This window comes from Terrabacter tumescens (assembly GCF_014646815.1).
Classification (GTDB): domain Bacteria; phylum Actinomycetota; class Actinomycetes; order Actinomycetales; family Dermatophilaceae; genus Terrabacter; species Terrabacter tumescens.
Genome location: NZ_BMNZ01000001.1, coordinates 663254 through 680275, shown reverse-complemented (window position 1 = coordinate 680275; position 17022 = coordinate 663254). Strand labels below are relative to the sequence as shown.

Below are 17022 nucleotides of genomic sequence, written 5' to 3'. Positions count from 1 at the left end.
CCAGAGTTGCCTCACCCGCATGGTCCTGGCGCCTGAGAGGTTCCGGGGATGTTGCCCCTTCGGCGCCTCGTAGGTGCGTGGCACCCCGAGGACTCTCCCACGCAGGGTCGATCGGCACTGTCGAATCTACCAGCAGGCGCGGGCTTTCCGGTCATGCGAACGGCCCGGCCGGGTGTCCGGTCGGGCCGTGTCGAGGTGGAGCCAGAAGATGTCAGGAGATGTCGGGTCAGGCCATCCGTCGTGCCTGGCGACGGGCGCCCAGCTCGTCGTCGGGGTGGTCGAGCGAGCTGTCGTCGTCGGCCCGCTCGCTCGGCAGGTGGGCGAGCTCGCCCTCGACCTCGCGCCACACGCGCCCGACGGCGATGCCGAAGACGCCCTGTCCGCCCTGGACGAGGTCGATGACCTCGTCGGCGGACGTGCACTCGTAGACGGAGGCGCCGTCGCTCATCAGCGTGATCTGGGCGAGGTCCTCGACGCCGCGCTCGCGCAGGTGGCTGATGGCCACCCGGATCTGCTGGAGGGAGACGCCGGTGTCGAGCAGTCGCTTGACGACCTTGAGCACGAGGATGTCGCGGAAGCCGTAGAGGCGCTGGGTGCCGGAGCCGGTGGCGCTGCGCACGGACGGCTCGACGAGGCCGGTGCGGGCCCAGTAGTCGAGCTGGCGGTACGTGATGCCGGCCGCCTTGCAGGCCGTCGGACCGCGGTAGCCGCTGTCCTCGTCCAGCTCGGGCAGGTCGTCGGTGAACAGCAGGCCCTGGGACCCGACGGGCAGGGCCCGGCCGGTGTCACGCGCGTCCTCGATGGCGGCCATGCCGTCCTCCTCGTGCTCAGGCTGCGAGTCGCGGTGGTGCGATCGCGCAGACGACATCCAGATAACTACACTCACGTCGTTCTACTGACGGTAGGCCGCCGCCGTGCTGCGGTCAATCACCGGACGTGCTAACGGCACCGCGTGTCGGGGGCCTCTACGCAAACCTTCGACCTCTACCTCACGGTAAGCGTCCCTGACGGCGGTCGTGGTGACGCGGCCGGCCTGCTGCGTCCCGGCGGCGTGGATGAGCCAGGATGGTCAGTCAGCAGGTTCATTCAGGACGGTCGGGCCGGTCCGGGCGGTCGCCGGGCTCCTGGGACTCCGGGGCCGGGCCCTCGAAGTCCTCTGCTGACACGTGGTCGAGGAACTCCTTGAAGCGCTCGACCTCGTCGTCCTCCTCGGAGGAGACGACGATGGCGGCCTCGTCGAGGATGGCCGGCTCGACGAGCACCTTGGCGCCGGTGCGCAGGGCCAGGGCGATGGCGTCGCTGGCACGCGATCCCACCTCGACCTTGCCGTCGATGATGAGCGCCGCATGGAAGACGGAATCCTTCAGGGCGACGATGCGCACCTCCGTGAGCTCGTGTCCGAGCACGGCGAGCAGGTCGCGCATCAGGTCGTGCGTCAGTGGCCGTGGCGGGACGACGCCCTGCTGCGCGTACGTGATGGCGGCGGCCTCGGCCGCCCCGATCCAGATCGGCAGGTAGCGGCCTCCGTCCCGCTCTCGCAGCAGCACGATCGGGTGGTTCGTGGGCATCTCGACGCGGACGCCCAGGACATCGACCTCTCTCACTCCTCCACCGTACCCCGGCCCGTCGTCGACGCGGGCAGGCCTCAGCGGCGCAGCCCCGCCCGGACCAGAGCGACGTGCAGGGCAATGCAGGCAGAAGCGATCTCGGCCGCACGCTCCTGCCGGGTGCCACTCCCCCGGCGGGTGGCCAGCACCTGGTCGACGAGGCCGATCTCGCGGTCGGCGGCGGTGCGGAACGGCCGCAGGTGGCGAGGCTCGAGCCCGTGGTCGGAGAGCGTGCGGGCCGCCGCGCCGATGGCCAGCGCCTCGTGCCCGAAGTGGCCGCGCTCGTCGGCCTGGAGCAGGCCGTAGGTCTCGAGGGCGTGCATCGTGTCGCGGTCGATGCCGGTGGCCGCCCGAAGCTCCGGACCCGTCAGCGACACGACCGGTGCAGGGAGCAGGTCGACGGGGCTCGGCACCTCCGGGTCGGCGGTGGGCGTCGGGGGTTCGGGGCGCCCACCGGGGTCCTCCGCCGGGTCGGAGAGTCCCCGGTCCAGGGCGTCGAGGGCCTCGCGGATGACCTTGAGCGGCCAGTAGCGGTCGCGCTGAGCCGTGAGGACGTAGCGCAGGCGGCGCACGTCGTCCTCGGTGTACGTGCGGTAGCCGGAAGCCGTGCGGTGCGGCTGCACGAGACCTTCGGCCTCGAGGAAGCGGATCTTCGACGCCGAGACGTCCGGAAAGTCCTCGGACAGGGCGGCCAGCACCTTGCCGATGGTCAGGCGCCGCGGGGACGGAGCAGCCCCGTCGGCCGCCGCCGTGCCTGCGGTCATGCCGGTGCGGTCTGGGGGGCTCCGGACGAGTAGTAGACGAGACGGAACTTGCCGATCTGGACCTCGTCGCCGAGGTGCAGCGGGGCCTCGTCGATGCGTTCGCGGTTGACGTAGGTGCCGTTGAGCGAGCCGGCGTCACGCACGACGTAGCCACCGCCCTGCGCCACGAACAGGGCGTGCTTGCGCGAGACGGTCACGTCGTCGAGGAAGATGTCGGAGTCCGGGTGGCGACCTGCGGCCACCTGCTGGTCGTCGAGCAGGAAGCGCGCTCCCGTGTTGGGTCCTCGGAGCACGACCAGCAGCGCCGTGCCCGGACGGAGCGCGTCGATGGTGGCCTGGTCCTCGGCGCTGAGTCCGCGCGGCGTGACGGTGTCGACGTGGTCGCTGTCCTGCGACGGCACGCCCTGGAACCGCATGGTGCGGGGTTCGACGTTCATGTCGTCGGGGTCGGGCAGGTTGCTCGACATGCGGTCCTCCTCTGTGGTGCGGGCGGATTCGGGTGCATCCACTCTAGTTGACCGGGCAGGTCACATCCTGCCCGGCGCCACGACGAGCGGGTACCCCGGGTGGGGGCTGGAGTCAGGAGAGGGAAGCCGTGTAGGTCGCGGCGTCCATGAGGCCCTCGACCGACGAGGCGTCGGCCAGGCGGAGCTCGAACATCCAGCCCTCGCCGTAGGGGTCGGAGTTGATCAGCTCGGGCGAGGAGTCGAGCGCGGCGTTGGTCGCCGTGACCTCACCCTCGAGCGGCGCGTAGACGTCGCTGACCGACTTCGTCGACTCGACCTCGCCGCAGGAGTCCCCCGGCGTCACGGTGTCGCCGACGGCGGGCAGGGACACGTAGACAACGTCGCCGAGGGCGTCCTGCGCGAACGCCGTGATGCCGATGCGGACGACCCCGTCGTCGCCGACGCGGACCCACTCGTGGTCGCTGGTGTAGCGCAGGTCAGAGGGGTAGTCCAGCTCGCTCATGTCGCTCCTTCGTCGGTGGCGGCCCTGGTCAGGGGGGTCGGGGCCGCGCGTGCTGCTGTGCGTGGGTGCCGCAGACCATGTGGCGGCACCTGAGAGGATGCCAGACCCGTGCGGGCCGCGCAGGAAGTGGGGCCGGGTGGGTGTGCCGAGATCACTCGACCGGCTTGGCGTGCGTCATGGCCGTGGGCCGGTGCAGCGAGGTGATCTCGATGAGGCTCGACTCGGTGACGACCGCCTCGGCGCCCTTCTGCCGCACCGACTCGACGATCCCGCCGGGGATCGTCATGGCCGACGACAGGGTCTTGGAGTCGCCGATGACCTTGATGACGAGGGGACGGGGCACGGGGACGCCGTCGACGAGGATCTGGCCTCCCTTGTCGCCCACGAACGAGGAGGCGACGACACGGACGCCCCCGACGTCGATGGACTCGGCGCCGGCGTCGCGCAGCTCCTGGATGATGTCGAGGACGATCGGACCCGTCACGGCGTTGGTGGGGTCGGTGACGCGCAACGTGATGCCCGGCCCCTTGGCGGCCAGGGTCCCCGCCAGGATGCCGAGGGTGTCCACGCGCTTCTGGGCCTGCTCGAGGGCCTCCGCCGCGGTGCCGGTGCCGTTCTTGAGACGGTCACGGGTGGACTCCAGCTCACGGACCTGCTGGTCCAGGCGCGAGGACCGCAGCGAGATGTCGTCGAGCACGCGGACGAGGTCGGTCTGGCTCAGCTCGTCCAGACCGCGCTGGTTGGTCAGCTGCACCTGGGCTGCGATCCCGGCGCCGAGCAGCACCGCGAGCAGTGCGCCGAGCAGGTTGGCCCGGGTGGCGCGGGGCTTGCTCATCTTGACCAGACGCGTCCACGCGTCCCGGCCCTCGACCGGGACGCGGCTGGTCCCGCTCTCGTGCGCCTCGGACGAGGTGAAGTCGACCTCGGCACCGTCGTCGAGACCCGTGCCGAAGATCGGGGCGGGCGGAGCGGCGACGTCGTGATCGGTCTTGTGGTCGACGTTGTCGTCGGCTTCACCAGCAGGGTCGGCAGCGACGGGGCCGGATGTCGGGTCGGGCGTCGGGTCGGGCGTCGGGTCGAGTGCCGGTTCGGGCGTCGGGTCGAGTGCCGGTTCGGGGTCGGGTGCGTGCGGTTCGGTGGCCGCGTCGGACTGCGGGGTCGCGGCTGCGACGGGTGCGTCCTGCCCCACCTCCGCCTCGGTGGCTGCCCCGGTGGCTGCCTCGGTGGCTGCCTCGGTGGCTGGATCGGAGATCGGCGGGGTGGTCGGGTCGTGGCGACCCTTCTTGCGCTTCGCCATCGTCAGGCCTTGAACAGGTGCCGACGGATCGAGGCGACGTTGGAGAAGATCCGCACGCCGAGCACGACGACGACGCCGGTGGAGAGCTGCGAGCCGACACCGAGCTGGTCACCGAGGAAGACGATGAAGGCGGCGACGACGACGTTCGACAGGAACGAGACGACGAAGACCTTGTCGTTGAAGATGCCGTCGAGGATCGCGCGGATGGCGCCGAACACGGCGTCGAGGGCCGCGATGACGGCGATCGGCAGGTACGGCTGGAGCCAGACGGGCACCGACGGATCGAGGAAGAGACCCACCGCGAGTCCGGCCACGAGGCCGAGAACTGGGATCACGACGAGGTCTCCTGACGGGTCGGTGTGGCGGAGCTGGGTGAGGCGGGGGTGGTCGTGCGCTTCTGGAGTGACGGCGTCGAGGACGTCGAAGGCGCGGTCGAGACTACGGGCGGCCCGACGGGTTTCGCGACCTCGAGCCGCGCCGCCGAGTCACCCGGCACGGTGAGCGAGTCGCTGCCTGCCATGATCGACCGGATCTTGTACTCCTCGGTGAGCTGCGAGAGGTAGAGCCCGGCGAACGACGGCTCGAAGAGCTGCTGCATGCCCTGGGAGTCGCCGAGCGCCGTGATGACGTAGGGCCGCGAGAGGGGCCGGAAGTCGACGATGATCGCCTGGCCCGCGAAGCGGATCGCGGCGGTCGAGCTGAGCCGGTGGCCGTTGATGGAGATCGCTTCGGCCCCCGCTCCCCAGAGCCCGTTGACGATGATCTGCAGGTCGCCGGAGGTGACGCGCCCCTCTTCGAAGCCGCTGCTGGGGCGGTTGCCGGCGTTGCCGTCCGCCTGGGTCGAGGCTGCGTCGTCGAGGGTCAGGGTCAGGCCGGGACCGGTGAGCGGCACCGCGCCGGCCTGCACCTCGAGGTCCTTGATCGTGGTCGTGAGGTCAGGCCCTCCCGACTGCTGCAGGGCCAGGGCCTCGAACTCGCGGACCTGCTTGCCGAGCGAGGCGACCTTGGCCTCCTGCTCGGTGCCGTGCTTCTGCAGCGCCTCGATGCGGGTGACGAGCTCCTTCTTGACCGCCGCCGCGGCGGTGGGCTTGGGGCGCAGGGACTGCGCAGCCACCGCGAAGAGGAAGCCGGCGAGGACCATGAGCACGACGACGAGGACGGTGCGGGTGGAGGTGGCCCGCGGAAGCCCGGCTGCGGCGCGGCGGTCGGCCGCTTCCTGGTAGCCGGCGTCGAGCGGCCGCTCCATCATCGTGGTCAGCAGCGTCATCGACTCGTCCGGCCGGCGTGGTGCGATCACGAGGTCACCGCCCGGGGACCCCGCGTCAGCACGATGCGCGCGTGGACGGCATACAACACCGCCGCCAGCCAGTAGAGGACGACGCCCCACCAGGCGAAGCCCCACCCGACGGGACGTGCGAGCGCGCCCAGCCAGTCGTCACGGTGGGCCAGCAGCAGGAGGGGGAAGGCGTAGAGCAGGTTGAAGGTGGCGGCCTTGCCGACGAAGTGCACCGGCAGGCCCAGCTGCCCCCGCGAGCGCAGGAAGAGCAGCATGAGCGCCATGACGACCTCGCGCGCGAGGAGCACGACGACGAGCCAGACCGGGATGATCTCGCGCCACGCGAGCCCGAAGAGGGTCGTGAGGATGTAGAGCCGGTCGGCGATGGGGTCGAGGAACTGGCCGAGTCGGCTCTCCATGTTGAACTGGCGGGCGATCTTCCCGTCGAGGTAGTCGGTCACCCCGGAGAAGAGCAGCAGCAGCAGCGCGAGGCCGTCGCGCTCGGACACGATCGCCCAGAGGAAGACGGGGACCCCGAGCAGGCGCAGCACCGACAGCACGTTGGGGATGGTCACCAGACGCTCCGTCACGACGTGCTCGCGCTCCCCCGCCTTCTCGACCTCCACGGCGGCAAGCCTAACCGGCCTCCGGACAGCTCGATGCGCGTCTTCGGCATCGATCCGGACACGGCGGGGAGCCTTGGCAGCCGGGCCGTATCGGACGGCCGCAGTGCGCAGTGGCTCTGGCACACTCACCACCATGCCCGGCGGACACTCGCACACGCACAGCCACGACGCTCGCAGCACCTCTGGCGCAGTCGCCGTCAGCACGCTGGCCCGCGTGGGCCTGACCCTCCTGCTCGTGGTCGCCGCCGCGGCGACGGTCTACGGGCTCGTGCGGTACTGGCCGGGCGATACGCAGACCCCCAACCGGGTGGGCACGACCGACTTCGCCGCCCCCGGCGTGACCTTCCCGATCGCCGAGGTGCAGGAGACCCTGCCCGTCTGCGCCACGCCGACCGGTGGCGCTGGGGACGCGTCCTCGGGCGGGCAGGCCGGTGACGGTGGTTCGGCGCCCACGTGCGGCGCCATCACGGTGCAGCTCGAGCAGCCCACAGCGACCTCCGGCGACGTGCGACCCGTCGTGTCGGTCCCGGTGCCGCCCGCGGTCTCGTCGTCGGGCCTGCGTGAGGGCGACACCGTCCAGCTGCTGAGGACACCGCCCCAGAGCGGCCAGCCCGAGACGTACTCCTTCCTGCAGGTCCAGCGCGGAGCGCCGCTCTCGCTCATGCTCGCCCTCTTCCTCGTCGTCGTGGCCGTCGTCGCTCGGTGGCGTGGGGTGCTCGCACTGGCCGGCCTCGGCTTCGGCGGCCTCGTCGTCGTCAAGTTCATGCTGCCGGCGCTGCTCGACGGTCAGTCGGGCCTGCTCGTCGCGCTCATCGGCTCGTCGGCGATCATGTTCGTCGTCCTCTACCTCGCCCACGGCCTCTCGGTCCGCACGAGCACGGCGCTCGCAGGCACGCTCTTCGGCGTCGGGATCACGGCCGGCCTCGGCCTGCTGGCGGTCGACATGGCGCGTCTCAGTGGCGTCGCCAACGACGAGGGGGCGACCCTCGCCTCGTTCGTCACGACGATGAACCCGCGCGAGCTGCTGACCTGCGCGATCATCGTCGCCGGGCTCGGCGTGCTCAACGACGTGACCATCACGCAGTCGTCCGCGGTGTGGGAGCTGCGCGCCGCGGCGCCCTCGATGGGGCGTCGCGAGCTCTTCCAGTCGGGCATGCGCATCGGGCGCGACCACATCGCCTCGACGATCTACACGATCGTCTTCGCGTATGCCGGTGCCGCCCTTCCCGTGCTGCTGCTCCTCTTCCTCTACGAGCGTCCCGTCCTCGAGATGCTCCAGACGGAGTCGCTGTCGGAGGAGATCGTGCGCACGCTCGCCAGCGCCATCGGCCTCGTCCTCGCGGTGCCCGTCACGACTGCGGTCGCCGCGTTGACCGTTGGCACGGCGAAGCCTTCGGTCCACCCGTCAGCCGACGTGACACCGTCGCAGGAGGTCGGGTCGGAGCTCAGCGGCCCGACTGCGGCCGACCTGGTCAGGGCTGCGAGCGGGCCACCGCCCCCGGCCACCCGTGCCGAAGCCCGGGCCCGGATGACGTCGAGCTGACTGCCCACCGCTGGGCCTGGTCAGCTCACCGTGAGGGTCGCGGTCCAGGTGGCGCCGCTCGCCGTCGTGTACGTCACGGTGATCGAGGCGGCATTGCTGCCTGTCTTCGTGGCGGACACCTTGGCGGTGGACGCGGTCGCGTTGGGTGCCACCGTCACGGTGCCCGACCCGGCAGTCTTGCCGGTGGCCGTCCACGAGACGGTTTCCGTCGCCGAGCTGTAGGCGATGGGGTCGCCCGTGCTGTCCACGAAGCCGACCAAGGCCGACACCACCGCGTTGTTGCCGCCACTGACGGTGCAGGCATAGCCGGAGGCCGCGGAGCCGGTGCATGCCGGCACGACGCTGGTGCCGTCCACCGTGACGCCAGCGAAGGCGAGTCCGACGGCTGAGGGGTTGACGACGGACTCAGTGACGGCCCCGGAGGTCGATGACAGGTGGTTCGAGCTGCCGACATACGTCGCCGTGATCGTGCGGGAACCCGCGGCGCCGAATGACGTCGTGCACGTGGCGATCCCGAAGGCGTTGAGCGTCGGCGTGCCGGAGGAGCAGCTGATGGTGGCCGAGCCGTCCTTGAAGGAGACGGTGCCCGTCGGCACTCCCCCACCGGGAGCCACCGGAGCGACGGTCGCCGAGAATGTGACGCTCTGTCCCGTGGTGGCAGTCGCAGCGGAGGTCGTCAGGCTGGTCGTCGTGGAGGCAGCATTGACGACCTGGGTGACGGCCGCGGAGGTCGAGGACCCGTGGTTGGCCGAGCCGGCGTACGTGGCCGTGATGCCGCGCGTGCCCGCGGAGCCGTGGGCGACGACGCAGGTGGCCGCGCCGGAGCTCAGGGTCTGGGTGCCGCCGGTGCACGCCAGGGTCGTGGCACCGTCCTTGAAGGTGACGCTGCCGGCCGGGGTGCCACCACCGGGGGCCACCGCCGACACCGTCGCGGTGTAGGTCACCGGCTGCCCGACCACCGAGGGCGTCGCAGAGGAGGCCACGCTCGTTGTCGTCGGCGCCATGTTGACGACCTGGCTGACCGCGGACGACGCGGACGCGCCGAAAGGTGCCGACCCGGCATACGCCGCCGTGATGGAGCGGGTGCCGCTGGAACCGAACGTGGTGACGCACGTGGCGACGCCGGAGCTCAGGGTCTGGCTCCCGCCGCTGCACGTGATGGTGGTGCCGCCGTCGCGGAACGCGACGGAGCCCGTCGCGGTGCCGGAGGCGGCGCTGACGGTCGCGGTGAACGTGACGGGCTGGCCGACGACGGACGGCGTCGCCGACGACGTCAACGAGACCGACGTCGCGACGGTGGCCAGGACCGTGACGGGGCTGCTCGTGGCGCTCGTGGCCGTCCACCCGGAACGGATGGCGACGACCGTGTAGCGGTAGCCGCCGTCGGGCACGGACGTGTCGGTGCACGACGTGCCCGTGACCAGGGACGAGCTCGACGAGCCGCACGCTGCGACGGTGCTGCCGGAGGACGTGTCGGTGCGGTCGACCCGGTAGCCGCTCGGCGACACCCCGGTCGAGGGCGCGGTCCAGGTGACGCCGACGCTGGAGGCACCGCTCACCGCGGTGGCCGTGACGGCCGAGGGCGCGACCAGGGTCCCGGTCGTCGCCTGGCCCGTCCCGCCGCCCAACGCTGTCCAGGCCGCCCACGCGGTGCCCGAGACGAACATCAGGACCGTCAGCAGGACACCGACACGAAGGGCGCGCACGCCGCGGCTCGGGGCGGCACGGCGTGCGCGCGTCTTCGGGGGCGTCAGGGTCGGCATCACTGCCGTGCCGTCCCGGACCAGGTGAGCGCGAAGGACTTGCTCTTGCAGGCGTCCTGGTTGACCGTCGCGAGGTCCCGGAGGCGGATCGCGGCGGTCGCGACGCCGGGTGCGGGAAGGGTGACCGTGGACCGCGCAGGCACCACGAGGGCGTCCGGTCCGGCCAGGCGCGGCTGTCGCACCTCGAGGTTGGTGGCAGCCTTGCACCCGGGCGGGGTGCTGTCGGCCGGCAGGTGCAGCTCCAGCGCCGTCACCCGGACCGCGACGGGGCCGGGGTTGGTCACGCGCACCGGGACCTGGCGCCACACCCCGGGGGTGAGGTCGCCGACGCCGCCCGTCACCGTGAAGCGGAGACCGGAGGCGCGCAGGGCGTCGCGGTACGAGAACGAGTACGTCACGGCGGTCGACTCACGACCGGACGGGCCGACGGCCAGGACGGACAGCCGGTGGCGGCCCGCTCGCGTCGGGTCGAGCGCCCAGGTCAGGGGCGACGTGCAGGGGAACCAGCCCCGGTCGTCGGTCGAGCAGCGGAAGCGCGTGCCCGGTCGGGGGTGGGTCCACGTCGCGGTGTTGGTCACGCTGGACGTCGGGTCGGCCGGCACCGAGGTCAGGACCGGGGCGGCCGGCCGCGTGCCGGGAGCGACGGCGGGAAGCGTGTCCGCCGACGTCGCCAGAACGACGAGGACGCCGAACAGCCCCAAGGCGGTCTGCCTGGTGCTGGTCGGCGTCGTCACGGTCGTGCTCCCCTGTCTGGAACGGCATCCTGGCCCTGTCCGGGGGCCTCACTGCTACGGACGTGGCGGACGGGGTGGGCGCCGGGGTCGATGCGGCGTCCCACCCCGTCCGGGTCTCAGCTGGCGATGTAGTGGAGCGTCACCGCAGCGCCCTTGCAGGCGTTCTGGTCCTCGTCCTTGTTGTTGAACTGCATCGTGAACGTGCCGGTCGTCGTCCCGCTCGGGGCGAGGTCGGCCTGCGTGACGCTGATGGCGACCGCGTCCGACGCGCTGGTCGGGGCCGCAACAGTGTTGATCTTGTAGTTGCTGCCGTCACAGCCCTGCTTGTCGGTCGTGACGTAGGCCTTGACTGCCTGGAGCTTGTAGTTCTCGGTGCCGTTGTTCTTGACCGTCGCCGTGACCGTCTGCGCGGTGTCGCCGGGGAACATCGCGTTGGCGACGTTGCCCGTGACCGCGAACACGTTCGAGGCACCCGTGCTCGTGGTGGCCGTGCCGGTGCCGCCACCGAGGCTGGCCCAGTAGGCGTACGCGCCGCCGGCGGTCGCGAGGCCGATGACACCGGCGGCGACGAAAGCTGCGGACTTCTTCTTCTTGGAGTTCTTCTTCTCGTTGCGCATGGTGTCCCCCATGACCTTTCCCTCGAGTGGCTTTACCGTTTCTTGGTGTGCTGCTGGAGCAACACTGACACGCGAAACAGCCGAAACGAGGGCACCTCGGGCAACGCTGCGCATACCTTGCGCAAGGCTTGTGCCACAAAGGGAGTCCTTGCAGTGCCCGGCGGGAGGGCTTGCAGTACAAGCGGATTCGCGCCACCCCACGACGGTCCGGCAACCGCCTCTTCGGACGGTGCGACGGGCCAGCAACGACGAAGGGCCGCACTCTCCGTGGAGAGTGCGGCCCTTCGTCGTTCGGTCGGGCTGACAGGATTTGAACCTGCGACCCCTTGACCCCCAGAGACGGTCACACGGTGGTTTGGGGTTGGTTGGGGTCGGTCCTGCGCGGGCATCATTGACCCGGAGCGCGGTCGGGGTTGGCCCAGATCGGTGTGGGTCGGTGCCGTTGCTTAGACGCTCGTTAGACGCGCACTGAGGCCCACCGTCGCTACGAGACTGCGACCTCGCCCGACGCAGCAAGCGCCTGGGCCCCCACCTGCGCCTCGACCTCCGCGTGTGTGGTCGCGGGGTCGACGGCGGTGGGCGTCCGCACGGTGAACCGCGAGAGGTCGAGGTGGTCGAACGGGACCGTGTTGGGTCTCGGCACGGGCCGGTCCCGGCGCAGGGCGTTGGCGTGGAGCCCGGCCCACCCGATGAGGCCCTGCACCTCGACGGTGGGCGGCTGCTGGCCCAGGGTGCCGAGGTAGACGAACAGGGCACGCTCCATCAGGCTCGGCCCCATCGAGTGCTCCCACTGGTAGGCGTCCTCGCAGGCCGGGCACAGCCAGATCGTGAGCGTCACCGGGGAACTGCTCGCGCCGAGCGAGGCGGGCGCGACGCCTGTGTGCAGGGTCCACACGTCGCGGGCGACGTGGGGGCCGCGTGCCCTCGCCGCCGCCACCTCGACGTGCCCGACGCCGCAGACGCCGCACCCACCGGCCACGGGGTGCTGACCCTTGCCCACGTCGTCGGCGGTGAACTCGGGCGGCACGACCTTCACCGACCCACGGGTGAGGAGCACCCGGTCCGCGAGGGCGCTGGCGTAGGCGGCACGCAGGTCGGAGCGGTCGGTTGCGCGCACGTGCGCCCACCGATGCGGGTTGGCGCGGTCGACGATGCGCTCGGCCCGGACGTGTGAGCGCCACCGCAGCCCGAGCCCCGTCGAGCCGAGGTTGCGGATCAGGATGGACAGGCGCTTGTCGTCGAGGTAGAGCGGCGGGGCCGGGACACCGAGCAGGTCCAGCGCCGTGAGGACTCCCTCGGCAGCCTCGACGGCGCGGTGCTGCCCGAGCGCGCCGATGAGGGCAGGGTGCCGGGCGGCGAGAGCGACAGCGCGGGCGGCCCGGTCGGCGCAGACTCCGCACAGGCACAGGCCCAGCGCGACACGGCGCTCGTTGCCCCTGACGGTCCCGGTCGGCCCGCTGCCCCAGAGGTCGGCGTAGATCACGGCGGCACGCGAGAGCGGCGGGGCGGTGGCGATGCCACAGGACGCGCACCCGAGGTGACCCTCGGGCAGCGCGATCGGGTCGTCGCTCGACGCGGCGCGCAGCCGCTCCGCCTCCTGCTCGCTCATCACGGGCGGTGGGGTCCTCGGGTGGCGCGTGGTCGAGGTGTCGGCGGTCATGAGGTGGCCCCTTCGGGTTCGTGGTCGTGGCTGGCGGTGGAGGCGGGTGAGGTGGACAGGTCGACGGGACGACCGAGCAGGACGCCGACGATCTCGGTGGCGACGGCGGCACGCTGCTCCTGCGGCATGGCGTCGAGAATGCTCAGCAGCGCCGTGGCCTGCTCTGTCGGGGCGGAGGCGGTGGTCGTCGTGGTGGTGTCGGCGTTGTCGGCGGCGCTCATGAGGTGACCCCTTCGGAATCGTGGTTGTGGCGGGTGGAGGCGGTTGAGGTCGCCAGGTCGACGTCCCGACCGAGCAGGGCACCGACGACGACGGCGGCGATGGCAGCGCGCTCGGCTTCGGGCATGGTGTCGAGGGCGGCGACCAGCGCCTTCGCCTCGGGCCTGATCCGGCGACGAGCAGCCTCGCCCAGCGCTCGACGCCCAGCGGCGTCGAGTTGCCGGTCGCGCCAGTACCGCTCACGCATCGCCTTGCGCTCGGCGCGCTCCCGCGCCACGAACGCCCGCTTCTCCTCCTCGGTGGCGAACCTGCTCGCCACCATCGGGTCGCCGGTCAACTTCGTCCGCTTCCGGTGCATGGCACACAGGCCCTTGGACACGTGCTTGCGCGTGCAGCCGGGGACCTCGCACACCCGCTGGCCGGTTGGGTTGAACAGCGGCTCGTGCGGGCCGTCGTACGTCCAGTGGTAGCCCGCCGTCGTTGGCTCCGCGCTCATCAGAAGTGCATCTCCCCAGGCCGAAGGGCGGCGTCGATGGCCGACTCGATCCGGTCGAGTTCGGCCCGGTGGGCGGCCCGCTGCTCCTGCCGCGCCTTCGCCTCCGCGACGTTGACGACGATCGGGCCGGACGGCCTCGGGGTGCGTGCGGTCCGCGACGAGGACGGCGCTGGCGGCACAGGCGAGTCAAGCGTGGCTGCCGGAGCGGGCGGTCGGGGCTCGATGGCGGCGACACGATCTGCGAGGCCTCGGGCCTCGATGATGCGGCGGTGCTCGCCCTGCCGGAGCAGGGCCTCGGAGCCGAGACCTCCGTGGGTGTGGGTCACCGCGATGGTGCGGCGCGGCTGCTGTGGCTGCTGCTCGCTCATGCTTCCTCCATGGACCAGTGACGACCCCGAGGACCCTCTGGGGCAGGTGCCCCATTGAGGCAGCGGGGACAGAGGGCGCGGCGGCGGGCCCGTGCCGACTCGACGGGGAACTCGATGCCGCACTGCTCGCACGCCATGACGAGCCTCGGCACTGGGGCCGGGCGCACGACCGGGCTTGGCGCGGCGCTGGGCGCTGGGCTCGGCAGGACTCGGGCTGCCGCCGCTCCCCCACCGCGCCAGCCGGTGTCGCGTGGTGTCGTTCTGGGCGTCCCGCCGTCTCGGAGCGCTGCCGCCTCAGGGATCGGCACTCCCGCAGCCTCGGCGCGGCGACGAGCGCGGCGGCGGTGCTCGGCAGCCTTGGTGGAGACGCGGCTACGAGGCATCGGAGACCGGCCCGTCGCCCTCGTCATGCTCGTCGGGAGGGTGCGGCCCACCCGGACGACCGGCAGGCCCGCCGAGGCGCTCAGTCGTCCGGGTGGAGTCTGTGGTCGCCGTCCGCGACGGCACCCGCCCGTAGGGGTACGGGCGGGCAGGAATGCGGCGAGGGCCTCGCTGACCACAGGCGCAGGGCATCAGAGCCACGCCCTCGCGGGCGTGAGGTGCACGCCTGCAGCACAGGTGGCGGGACGTGGAGCGGTGGGCGGCACTGGGGCGGTCCTGACGTGACCCGAAGGTCATCGAATCGGAGCCCGGCCCACTAGCCAGCAGCACTTGGCCCCAATGCTAGGCGGCCTCAATGGGGTTGTCGAGAGTCCCAATCGGTAGTACCGACAAGGGCATTCACCTCAATCAGTGAGCCACTGTCACCGCTAACCGTCCTCGGCGAGAGCCTTCATCGCGAGGTCGGGGTACAGGTACTGGGACACCTTCGGCACCCACCCCAGTTCCTCAAGAGCCAGAGCGACCCGCTCACGCATCACCCACAGGAACTGCTCGTTCTTCGCTTGATCGGGGTACACGAACGTCACGAGGACTCCAACGAGCACATGCTCAGGCACAACGAGGCCGAGCGCACCGGCCACATGGCCCGCCAGTTTCCCGTACTGCAGATTGGCGCTGGTGTAGTTCGAGAAGCCGACAGCGCTCGCCAGCGTCGTGGCCGACACGGCCCGCCCAGGGGCCGCATGGTGGAACTCCAGCATGGCCCTCTGCTTCGCCGTGACGTTGATGGAGTCGAACGCGCCTACGTAGTCGTCGACGCTGGGCTGCAGAGTCAAGGAGGGGCTTGCCATGCTGCGAGTCTGCCCCTTTGTGCGGAGGCGCGGCAGGCTATCGGGAGTGATCCCCACTGCCTGTGGGCCTTCACCGGTCCGTACTTAGACGTTCCGTTAGAACGCCGCCCCCCTACGGGCCCTGAACTGCGCGGACGTGCGCGCTCCCCCTTGACCGCGACTCACGTCCCTCGGGGCTCCTGGACGGGCTGTAGCCCGGAGTAAGGAAACAGCACCCCCATGCCGTAGTGATCGAGGGGGGCCTCATCGATGGGATCGAGCTGACCCGTACCGAGACGTTTCCAACTGCGACCCTCGGCGTCTCGGAAGGCGATCTCTATGCCCGGGTGGGTGTGCATTCCGCCCCAGCCGAGTTTCCCGAGATCGACTCGCCACTGCCCAGGGGGTACGACGTCCACTCGGGCCCTGCGCTCGTCGTCACCGGGAATCTCGGTGCCCTGTCGTGGCCCAGCACCCCGCACCAGCACCATCGTCACGACAACCTCATAGATTGGGAGTTTGGAGGCGTTCGAGAGTCCAGCGAGATCGCTTCCGCCGTCTATGCCCCCAGACATCCCGGCATACCACGCGGCCACATGTGAAGCCTGCGCCCTGCGGGCCTCCTCCTCGCGCCGCTTCTCGTCCTTCTCGCGTTGGCGCTCATCAGCGAGTCGGTCGGCCCGCTCACGCGCCACCTGCAGCAGGCTCAGGCTGACAGCCAGCGCTGTCACCAAACCTGCAACCCAAGTGGGCACGTCGCCCCAGTCCCACTTCGACATCCAATCCCCGACGCCCTGCACCACGGCCGTCACACGGCCCTGTTGCTGAGTGGTTTGGGCGTGGGTGAGTCGAACCTGTCGAACCACGCGGGGTCGACGCGAGTCACCGAGCGGACACCAAGCCTCTGCTCCTTCACGAGGTCGGCAAGTCGCTCGCCGTCGATCAAATCCACGGTCGGCGAGGTCACGATCGCGGCCTTGCGTGCGGGCTCCGAGAACTTGCCCAGCGTGACGAGGATTGCCCGCTCCGCACCCTTCGTCTGCGCATCGCGCTGGAATAGAGCCACCACCTCGCGGCTCACGGCTCTGCCGTTCGGGTCGAAGCGCTTGACCTGCACCGCCACACGAGAGGACAGCACCGGGCTGATTGGGGCCGTCCCGATGCCGTCGATCCCTTCATCGCCAGAGCCGCCCACCCGCTCCAGTTGCAGGCCGTAAAGCCTGAGCAGGTAGAGGACGAACTCCTCGAAGGCGTCTGGGCTGAGCCGGTGAAGGCGGGCGAGGAGGACGTCCTGCCACCGTTCCGGCTCGCTGCCTGTCGTCTCAAGAGTGAACAGCGACTCTTCTTCTTCGGCCTCGGCTGCCTGAGCCTCGGCCTCCTCAGGGTCGGCAGGAGCCGGTTCGGCGGTGCGCTCGCGCGCTCGCTTGGGCCGGTTGCGGCGGTACTCGCGATCAAGCGCCAGCGTCCGCCGGGAGCCCTCCTCGCGCGGCAGCGCTGCCAACTCCCTGCCGAGCGCCGTCACCAAGAACACGCCGCGCTTCGGACTCTCAAGAGCACCGATCAACTTGGCGTAAGACCTTGCCCATTGAATGCGCTCCATGAGGACGGATGACTCCGGACGGTTGGGCTGCGTCACAGCCAACATGTCTTCTGTCGGCGCTAGGTCTGACAACACCTGGCTCGTTACCTCGCGGGCGGTCGCCGAACCGCCGAGCGCGATGACAGCACGAACGGTCGGCAGAATGAGGTCCGAGTACGCCGGAAGTTGCTCGGAGGTCATGCTCGACGTTGTTTCCGACATGGCGACGCTGCCCCTGTGTTCGTCTGCATCTGCGGTCGCTGCCGACCTTATCTGGGGGTGCCAACACAGGC

20 protein-coding genes and 1 riboswitch are annotated in these 17022 nt (G+C 70.8%); of the genes, 1 reads left to right on the top strand and 19 read right to left on the bottom strand.

What is annotated here, in order from left to right:
• Positions 1 to 10: 10 nt before the first annotated feature.
• Positions 11 to 110: riboswitch (glycine riboswitch) on the bottom strand.
• A 116-nt stretch (positions 111 to 226) separates the two neighbouring features.
• From IEY30_RS03210 to clsA, 9 genes are all read right to left on the bottom strand, one after another.
• Positions 227 to 811, bottom strand: coding sequence for a MerR family transcriptional regulator (locus IEY30_RS03210; protein WP_030146108.1), 585 nt, complete (start codon positions 809 to 811; stop codon positions 227 to 229).
• Between the two features lie 271 nt (positions 812 to 1082).
• Positions 1083 to 1604, bottom strand: a complete 522-nt coding sequence (locus tag IEY30_RS03205) for a bifunctional nuclease family protein (RefSeq protein ID WP_030146109.1) — start codon at positions 1602 to 1604, stop codon at positions 1083 to 1085.
• 41 nt (positions 1605 to 1645) lie between these two features.
• A complete protein-coding gene (gene ftsR, locus IEY30_RS03200) occupies positions 1646 to 2371 on the bottom strand; it encodes a transcriptional regulator FtsR (protein WP_030146110.1) in 726 nt (241 codons plus the stop codon).
• The gene (locus IEY30_RS03195) at positions 2368 to 2838 is read right to left on the bottom strand and encodes an FHA domain-containing protein (RefSeq protein ID WP_030146111.1); all 471 of its coding nucleotides are present in this window, start codon (positions 2836 to 2838) and stop codon (positions 2368 to 2370) included. The genes ftsR and IEY30_RS03195 overlap by 4 nt, the downstream gene beginning before the upstream one ends.
• Before the next feature lie 112 nt (positions 2839 to 2950).
• Positions 2951 to 3340: a glycine cleavage system protein GcvH gene (gene gcvH, locus IEY30_RS03190; RefSeq protein ID WP_030146112.1), complete on the bottom strand. Its 390-nt coding sequence runs from the start codon at positions 3338 to 3340 to the stop codon at positions 2951 to 2953.
• Between the two features lie 151 nt (positions 3341 to 3491).
• Positions 3492 to 4637, bottom strand: coding sequence for a DUF881 domain-containing protein (locus tag IEY30_RS03185; protein WP_030146113.1), 1146 nt, complete (start codon positions 4635 to 4637; stop codon positions 3492 to 3494).
• Positions 4638 to 4639: 2 nt separating this feature from the next.
• A complete protein-coding gene (locus IEY30_RS03180) occupies positions 4640 to 4972 on the bottom strand; it encodes a small basic family protein (RefSeq protein WP_142177902.1) in 333 nt (110 codons plus the stop codon).
• Positions 4969 to 5904 carry a DUF881 domain-containing protein gene (locus IEY30_RS03175; RefSeq protein WP_229674808.1) on the bottom strand — a complete coding sequence of 312 codons (936 nt, stop codon included), beginning with the start codon at positions 5902 to 5904 and terminating at the stop codon, positions 4969 to 4971. Before IEY30_RS03175 ends, IEY30_RS03180 begins: the two co-directional genes overlap by 4 nt.
• 26 nt (positions 5905 to 5930) lie before the next feature.
• Positions 5931 to 6539, bottom strand: coding sequence for a cardiolipin synthase ClsA (gene clsA, locus IEY30_RS03170; protein WP_030146116.1), 609 nt, complete (start codon positions 6537 to 6539; stop codon positions 5931 to 5933).
• 133 nt (positions 6540 to 6672) lie between these two features.
• On the opposite strand from clsA, the gene IEY30_RS03165 reads away from it, so the two are divergent.
• Positions 6673 to 8082, top strand: a complete 1410-nt coding sequence (locus IEY30_RS03165; RefSeq protein ID WP_052358253.1) for a YibE/F family protein — start codon at positions 6673 to 6675, stop codon at positions 8080 to 8082.
• Between the two features lie 20 nt (positions 8083 to 8102).
• Here IEY30_RS03165 and IEY30_RS03160 read toward each other — a convergent pair whose 3' ends face one another.
• From IEY30_RS03160 to IEY30_RS03115, 10 genes are all read right to left on the bottom strand, one after another.
• Positions 8103 to 9788 (bottom strand): Ig-like domain repeat protein, encoded by a 1686-nt coding sequence (locus tag IEY30_RS03160; protein ID WP_229674807.1) that lies wholly within the window; start codon positions 9786 to 9788, stop codon positions 8103 to 8105.
• 56 nt (positions 9789 to 9844) lie between these two features.
• Complete coding sequence (locus tag IEY30_RS03155; RefSeq protein WP_030146119.1) at positions 9845 to 10579, bottom strand: hypothetical protein; 735 nt, start codon at positions 10577 to 10579, stop codon at positions 9845 to 9847.
• A gap of 116 nt (positions 10580 to 10695) precedes the next feature.
• Positions 10696 to 11208, bottom strand: a complete 513-nt coding sequence (locus IEY30_RS03150) for a hypothetical protein (RefSeq protein WP_030146120.1) — start codon at positions 11206 to 11208, stop codon at positions 10696 to 10698.
• Positions 11209 to 11680: 472 nt separating this feature from the next.
• Complete coding sequence (locus IEY30_RS03145) at positions 11681 to 12856, bottom strand: hypothetical protein (RefSeq protein WP_030146121.1); 1176 nt, start codon at positions 12854 to 12856, stop codon at positions 11681 to 11683.
• Positions 12853 to 13077, bottom strand: a complete 225-nt coding sequence (locus IEY30_RS03140) for a hypothetical protein (protein WP_030146122.1) — start codon at positions 13075 to 13077, stop codon at positions 12853 to 12855. Before IEY30_RS03140 ends, IEY30_RS03145 begins: the two co-directional genes overlap by 4 nt.
• Positions 13074 to 13571 (bottom strand): hypothetical protein, encoded by a 498-nt coding sequence (locus IEY30_RS03135; RefSeq protein WP_030146123.1) that lies wholly within the window; start codon positions 13569 to 13571, stop codon positions 13074 to 13076. Before IEY30_RS03135 ends, IEY30_RS03140 begins: the two co-directional genes overlap by 4 nt.
• Positions 13571 to 13939 (bottom strand): hypothetical protein, encoded by a 369-nt coding sequence (locus IEY30_RS03130; protein ID WP_030146124.1) that lies wholly within the window; start codon positions 13937 to 13939, stop codon positions 13571 to 13573. Before IEY30_RS03130 ends, IEY30_RS03135 begins: the two co-directional genes overlap by 1 nt.
• A gap of 809 nt (positions 13940 to 14748) precedes the next feature.
• The gene (locus IEY30_RS03125; protein ID WP_156035035.1) at positions 14749 to 15171 is read right to left on the bottom strand and encodes a hypothetical protein; all 423 of its coding nucleotides are present in this window, start codon (positions 15169 to 15171) and stop codon (positions 14749 to 14751) included.
• A gap of 161 nt (positions 15172 to 15332) precedes the next feature.
• On the bottom strand, positions 15333 to 15929 hold the full coding sequence (locus IEY30_RS03120) for a hypothetical protein (RefSeq protein ID WP_156035036.1): 597 nt from the start codon (positions 15927 to 15929) through the stop codon (positions 15333 to 15335).
• Between the two features lie 29 nt (positions 15930 to 15958).
• Positions 15959 to 16930 carry a restriction endonuclease gene (locus tag IEY30_RS03115; RefSeq protein WP_052358083.1) on the bottom strand — a complete coding sequence of 324 codons (972 nt, stop codon included), beginning with the start codon at positions 16928 to 16930 and terminating at the stop codon, positions 15959 to 15961.
• Between the last annotated feature and the right edge of the window lie 92 nt (positions 16931 to 17022).

Coding starts and splice junctions, on each gene's coding strand:
- IEY30_RS03135 (WP_030146123.1), bottom strand. CDS start 13,571: ATGAGCGCGGAGCCAACGACGGCGGGCTACCACTGGACGTACGACGGC.
- ftsR (WP_030146110.1), bottom strand. CDS start 2,371: ATGACCGCAGGCACGGCGGCGGCCGACGGGGCTGCTCCGTCCCCGCGG.
- IEY30_RS03115 (WP_052358083.1), bottom strand. CDS start 16,930: ATGACCTCCGAGCAACTTCCGGCGTACTCGGACCTCATTCTGCCGACC.
- IEY30_RS03140 (WP_030146122.1), bottom strand. CDS start 13,077: ATGAGCGCCGCCGACAACGCCGACACCACCACGACGACCACCGCCTCC.
- IEY30_RS03120 (WP_156035036.1), bottom strand. CDS start 15,929: ATGTCGAAGTGGGACTGGGGCGACGTGCCCACTTGGGTTGCAGGTTTG.
- IEY30_RS03145 (WP_030146121.1), bottom strand. CDS start 12,856: ATGACCGCCGACACCTCGACCACGCGCCACCCGAGGACCCCACCGCCC.
- IEY30_RS03130 (WP_030146124.1), bottom strand. CDS start 13,939: ATGAGCGAGCAGCAGCCACAGCAGCCGCGCCGCACCATCGCGGTGACC.
- IEY30_RS03195 (WP_030146111.1), bottom strand. CDS start 2,838: ATGTCGAGCAACCTGCCCGACCCCGACGACATGAACGTCGAACCCCGC.
- gcvH (WP_030146112.1), bottom strand. CDS start 3,340: ATGAGCGAGCTGGACTACCCCTCTGACCTGCGCTACACCAGCGACCAC.
- IEY30_RS03210 (WP_030146108.1), bottom strand. CDS start 811: ATGGCCGCCATCGAGGACGCGCGTGACACCGGCCGGGCCCTGCCCGTC.
- IEY30_RS03125 (WP_156035035.1), bottom strand. CDS start 15,171: ATGGCAAGCCCCTCCTTGACTCTGCAGCCCAGCGTCGACGACTACGTA.
- IEY30_RS03165 (WP_052358253.1), top strand. CDS start 6,673: ATGCCCGGCGGACACTCGCACACGCACAGCCACGACGCTCGCAGCACC.
- IEY30_RS03150 (WP_030146120.1), bottom strand. CDS start 11,208: ATGGGGGACACCATGCGCAACGAGAAGAAGAACTCCAAGAAGAAGAAG.
- IEY30_RS03175 (WP_229674808.1), bottom strand. CDS start 5,904: ATGACGCTGCTGACCACGATGATGGAGCGGCCGCTCGACGCCGGCTAC.
- IEY30_RS03185 (WP_030146113.1), bottom strand. CDS start 4,637: ATGGCGAAGCGCAAGAAGGGTCGCCACGACCCGACCACCCCGCCGATC.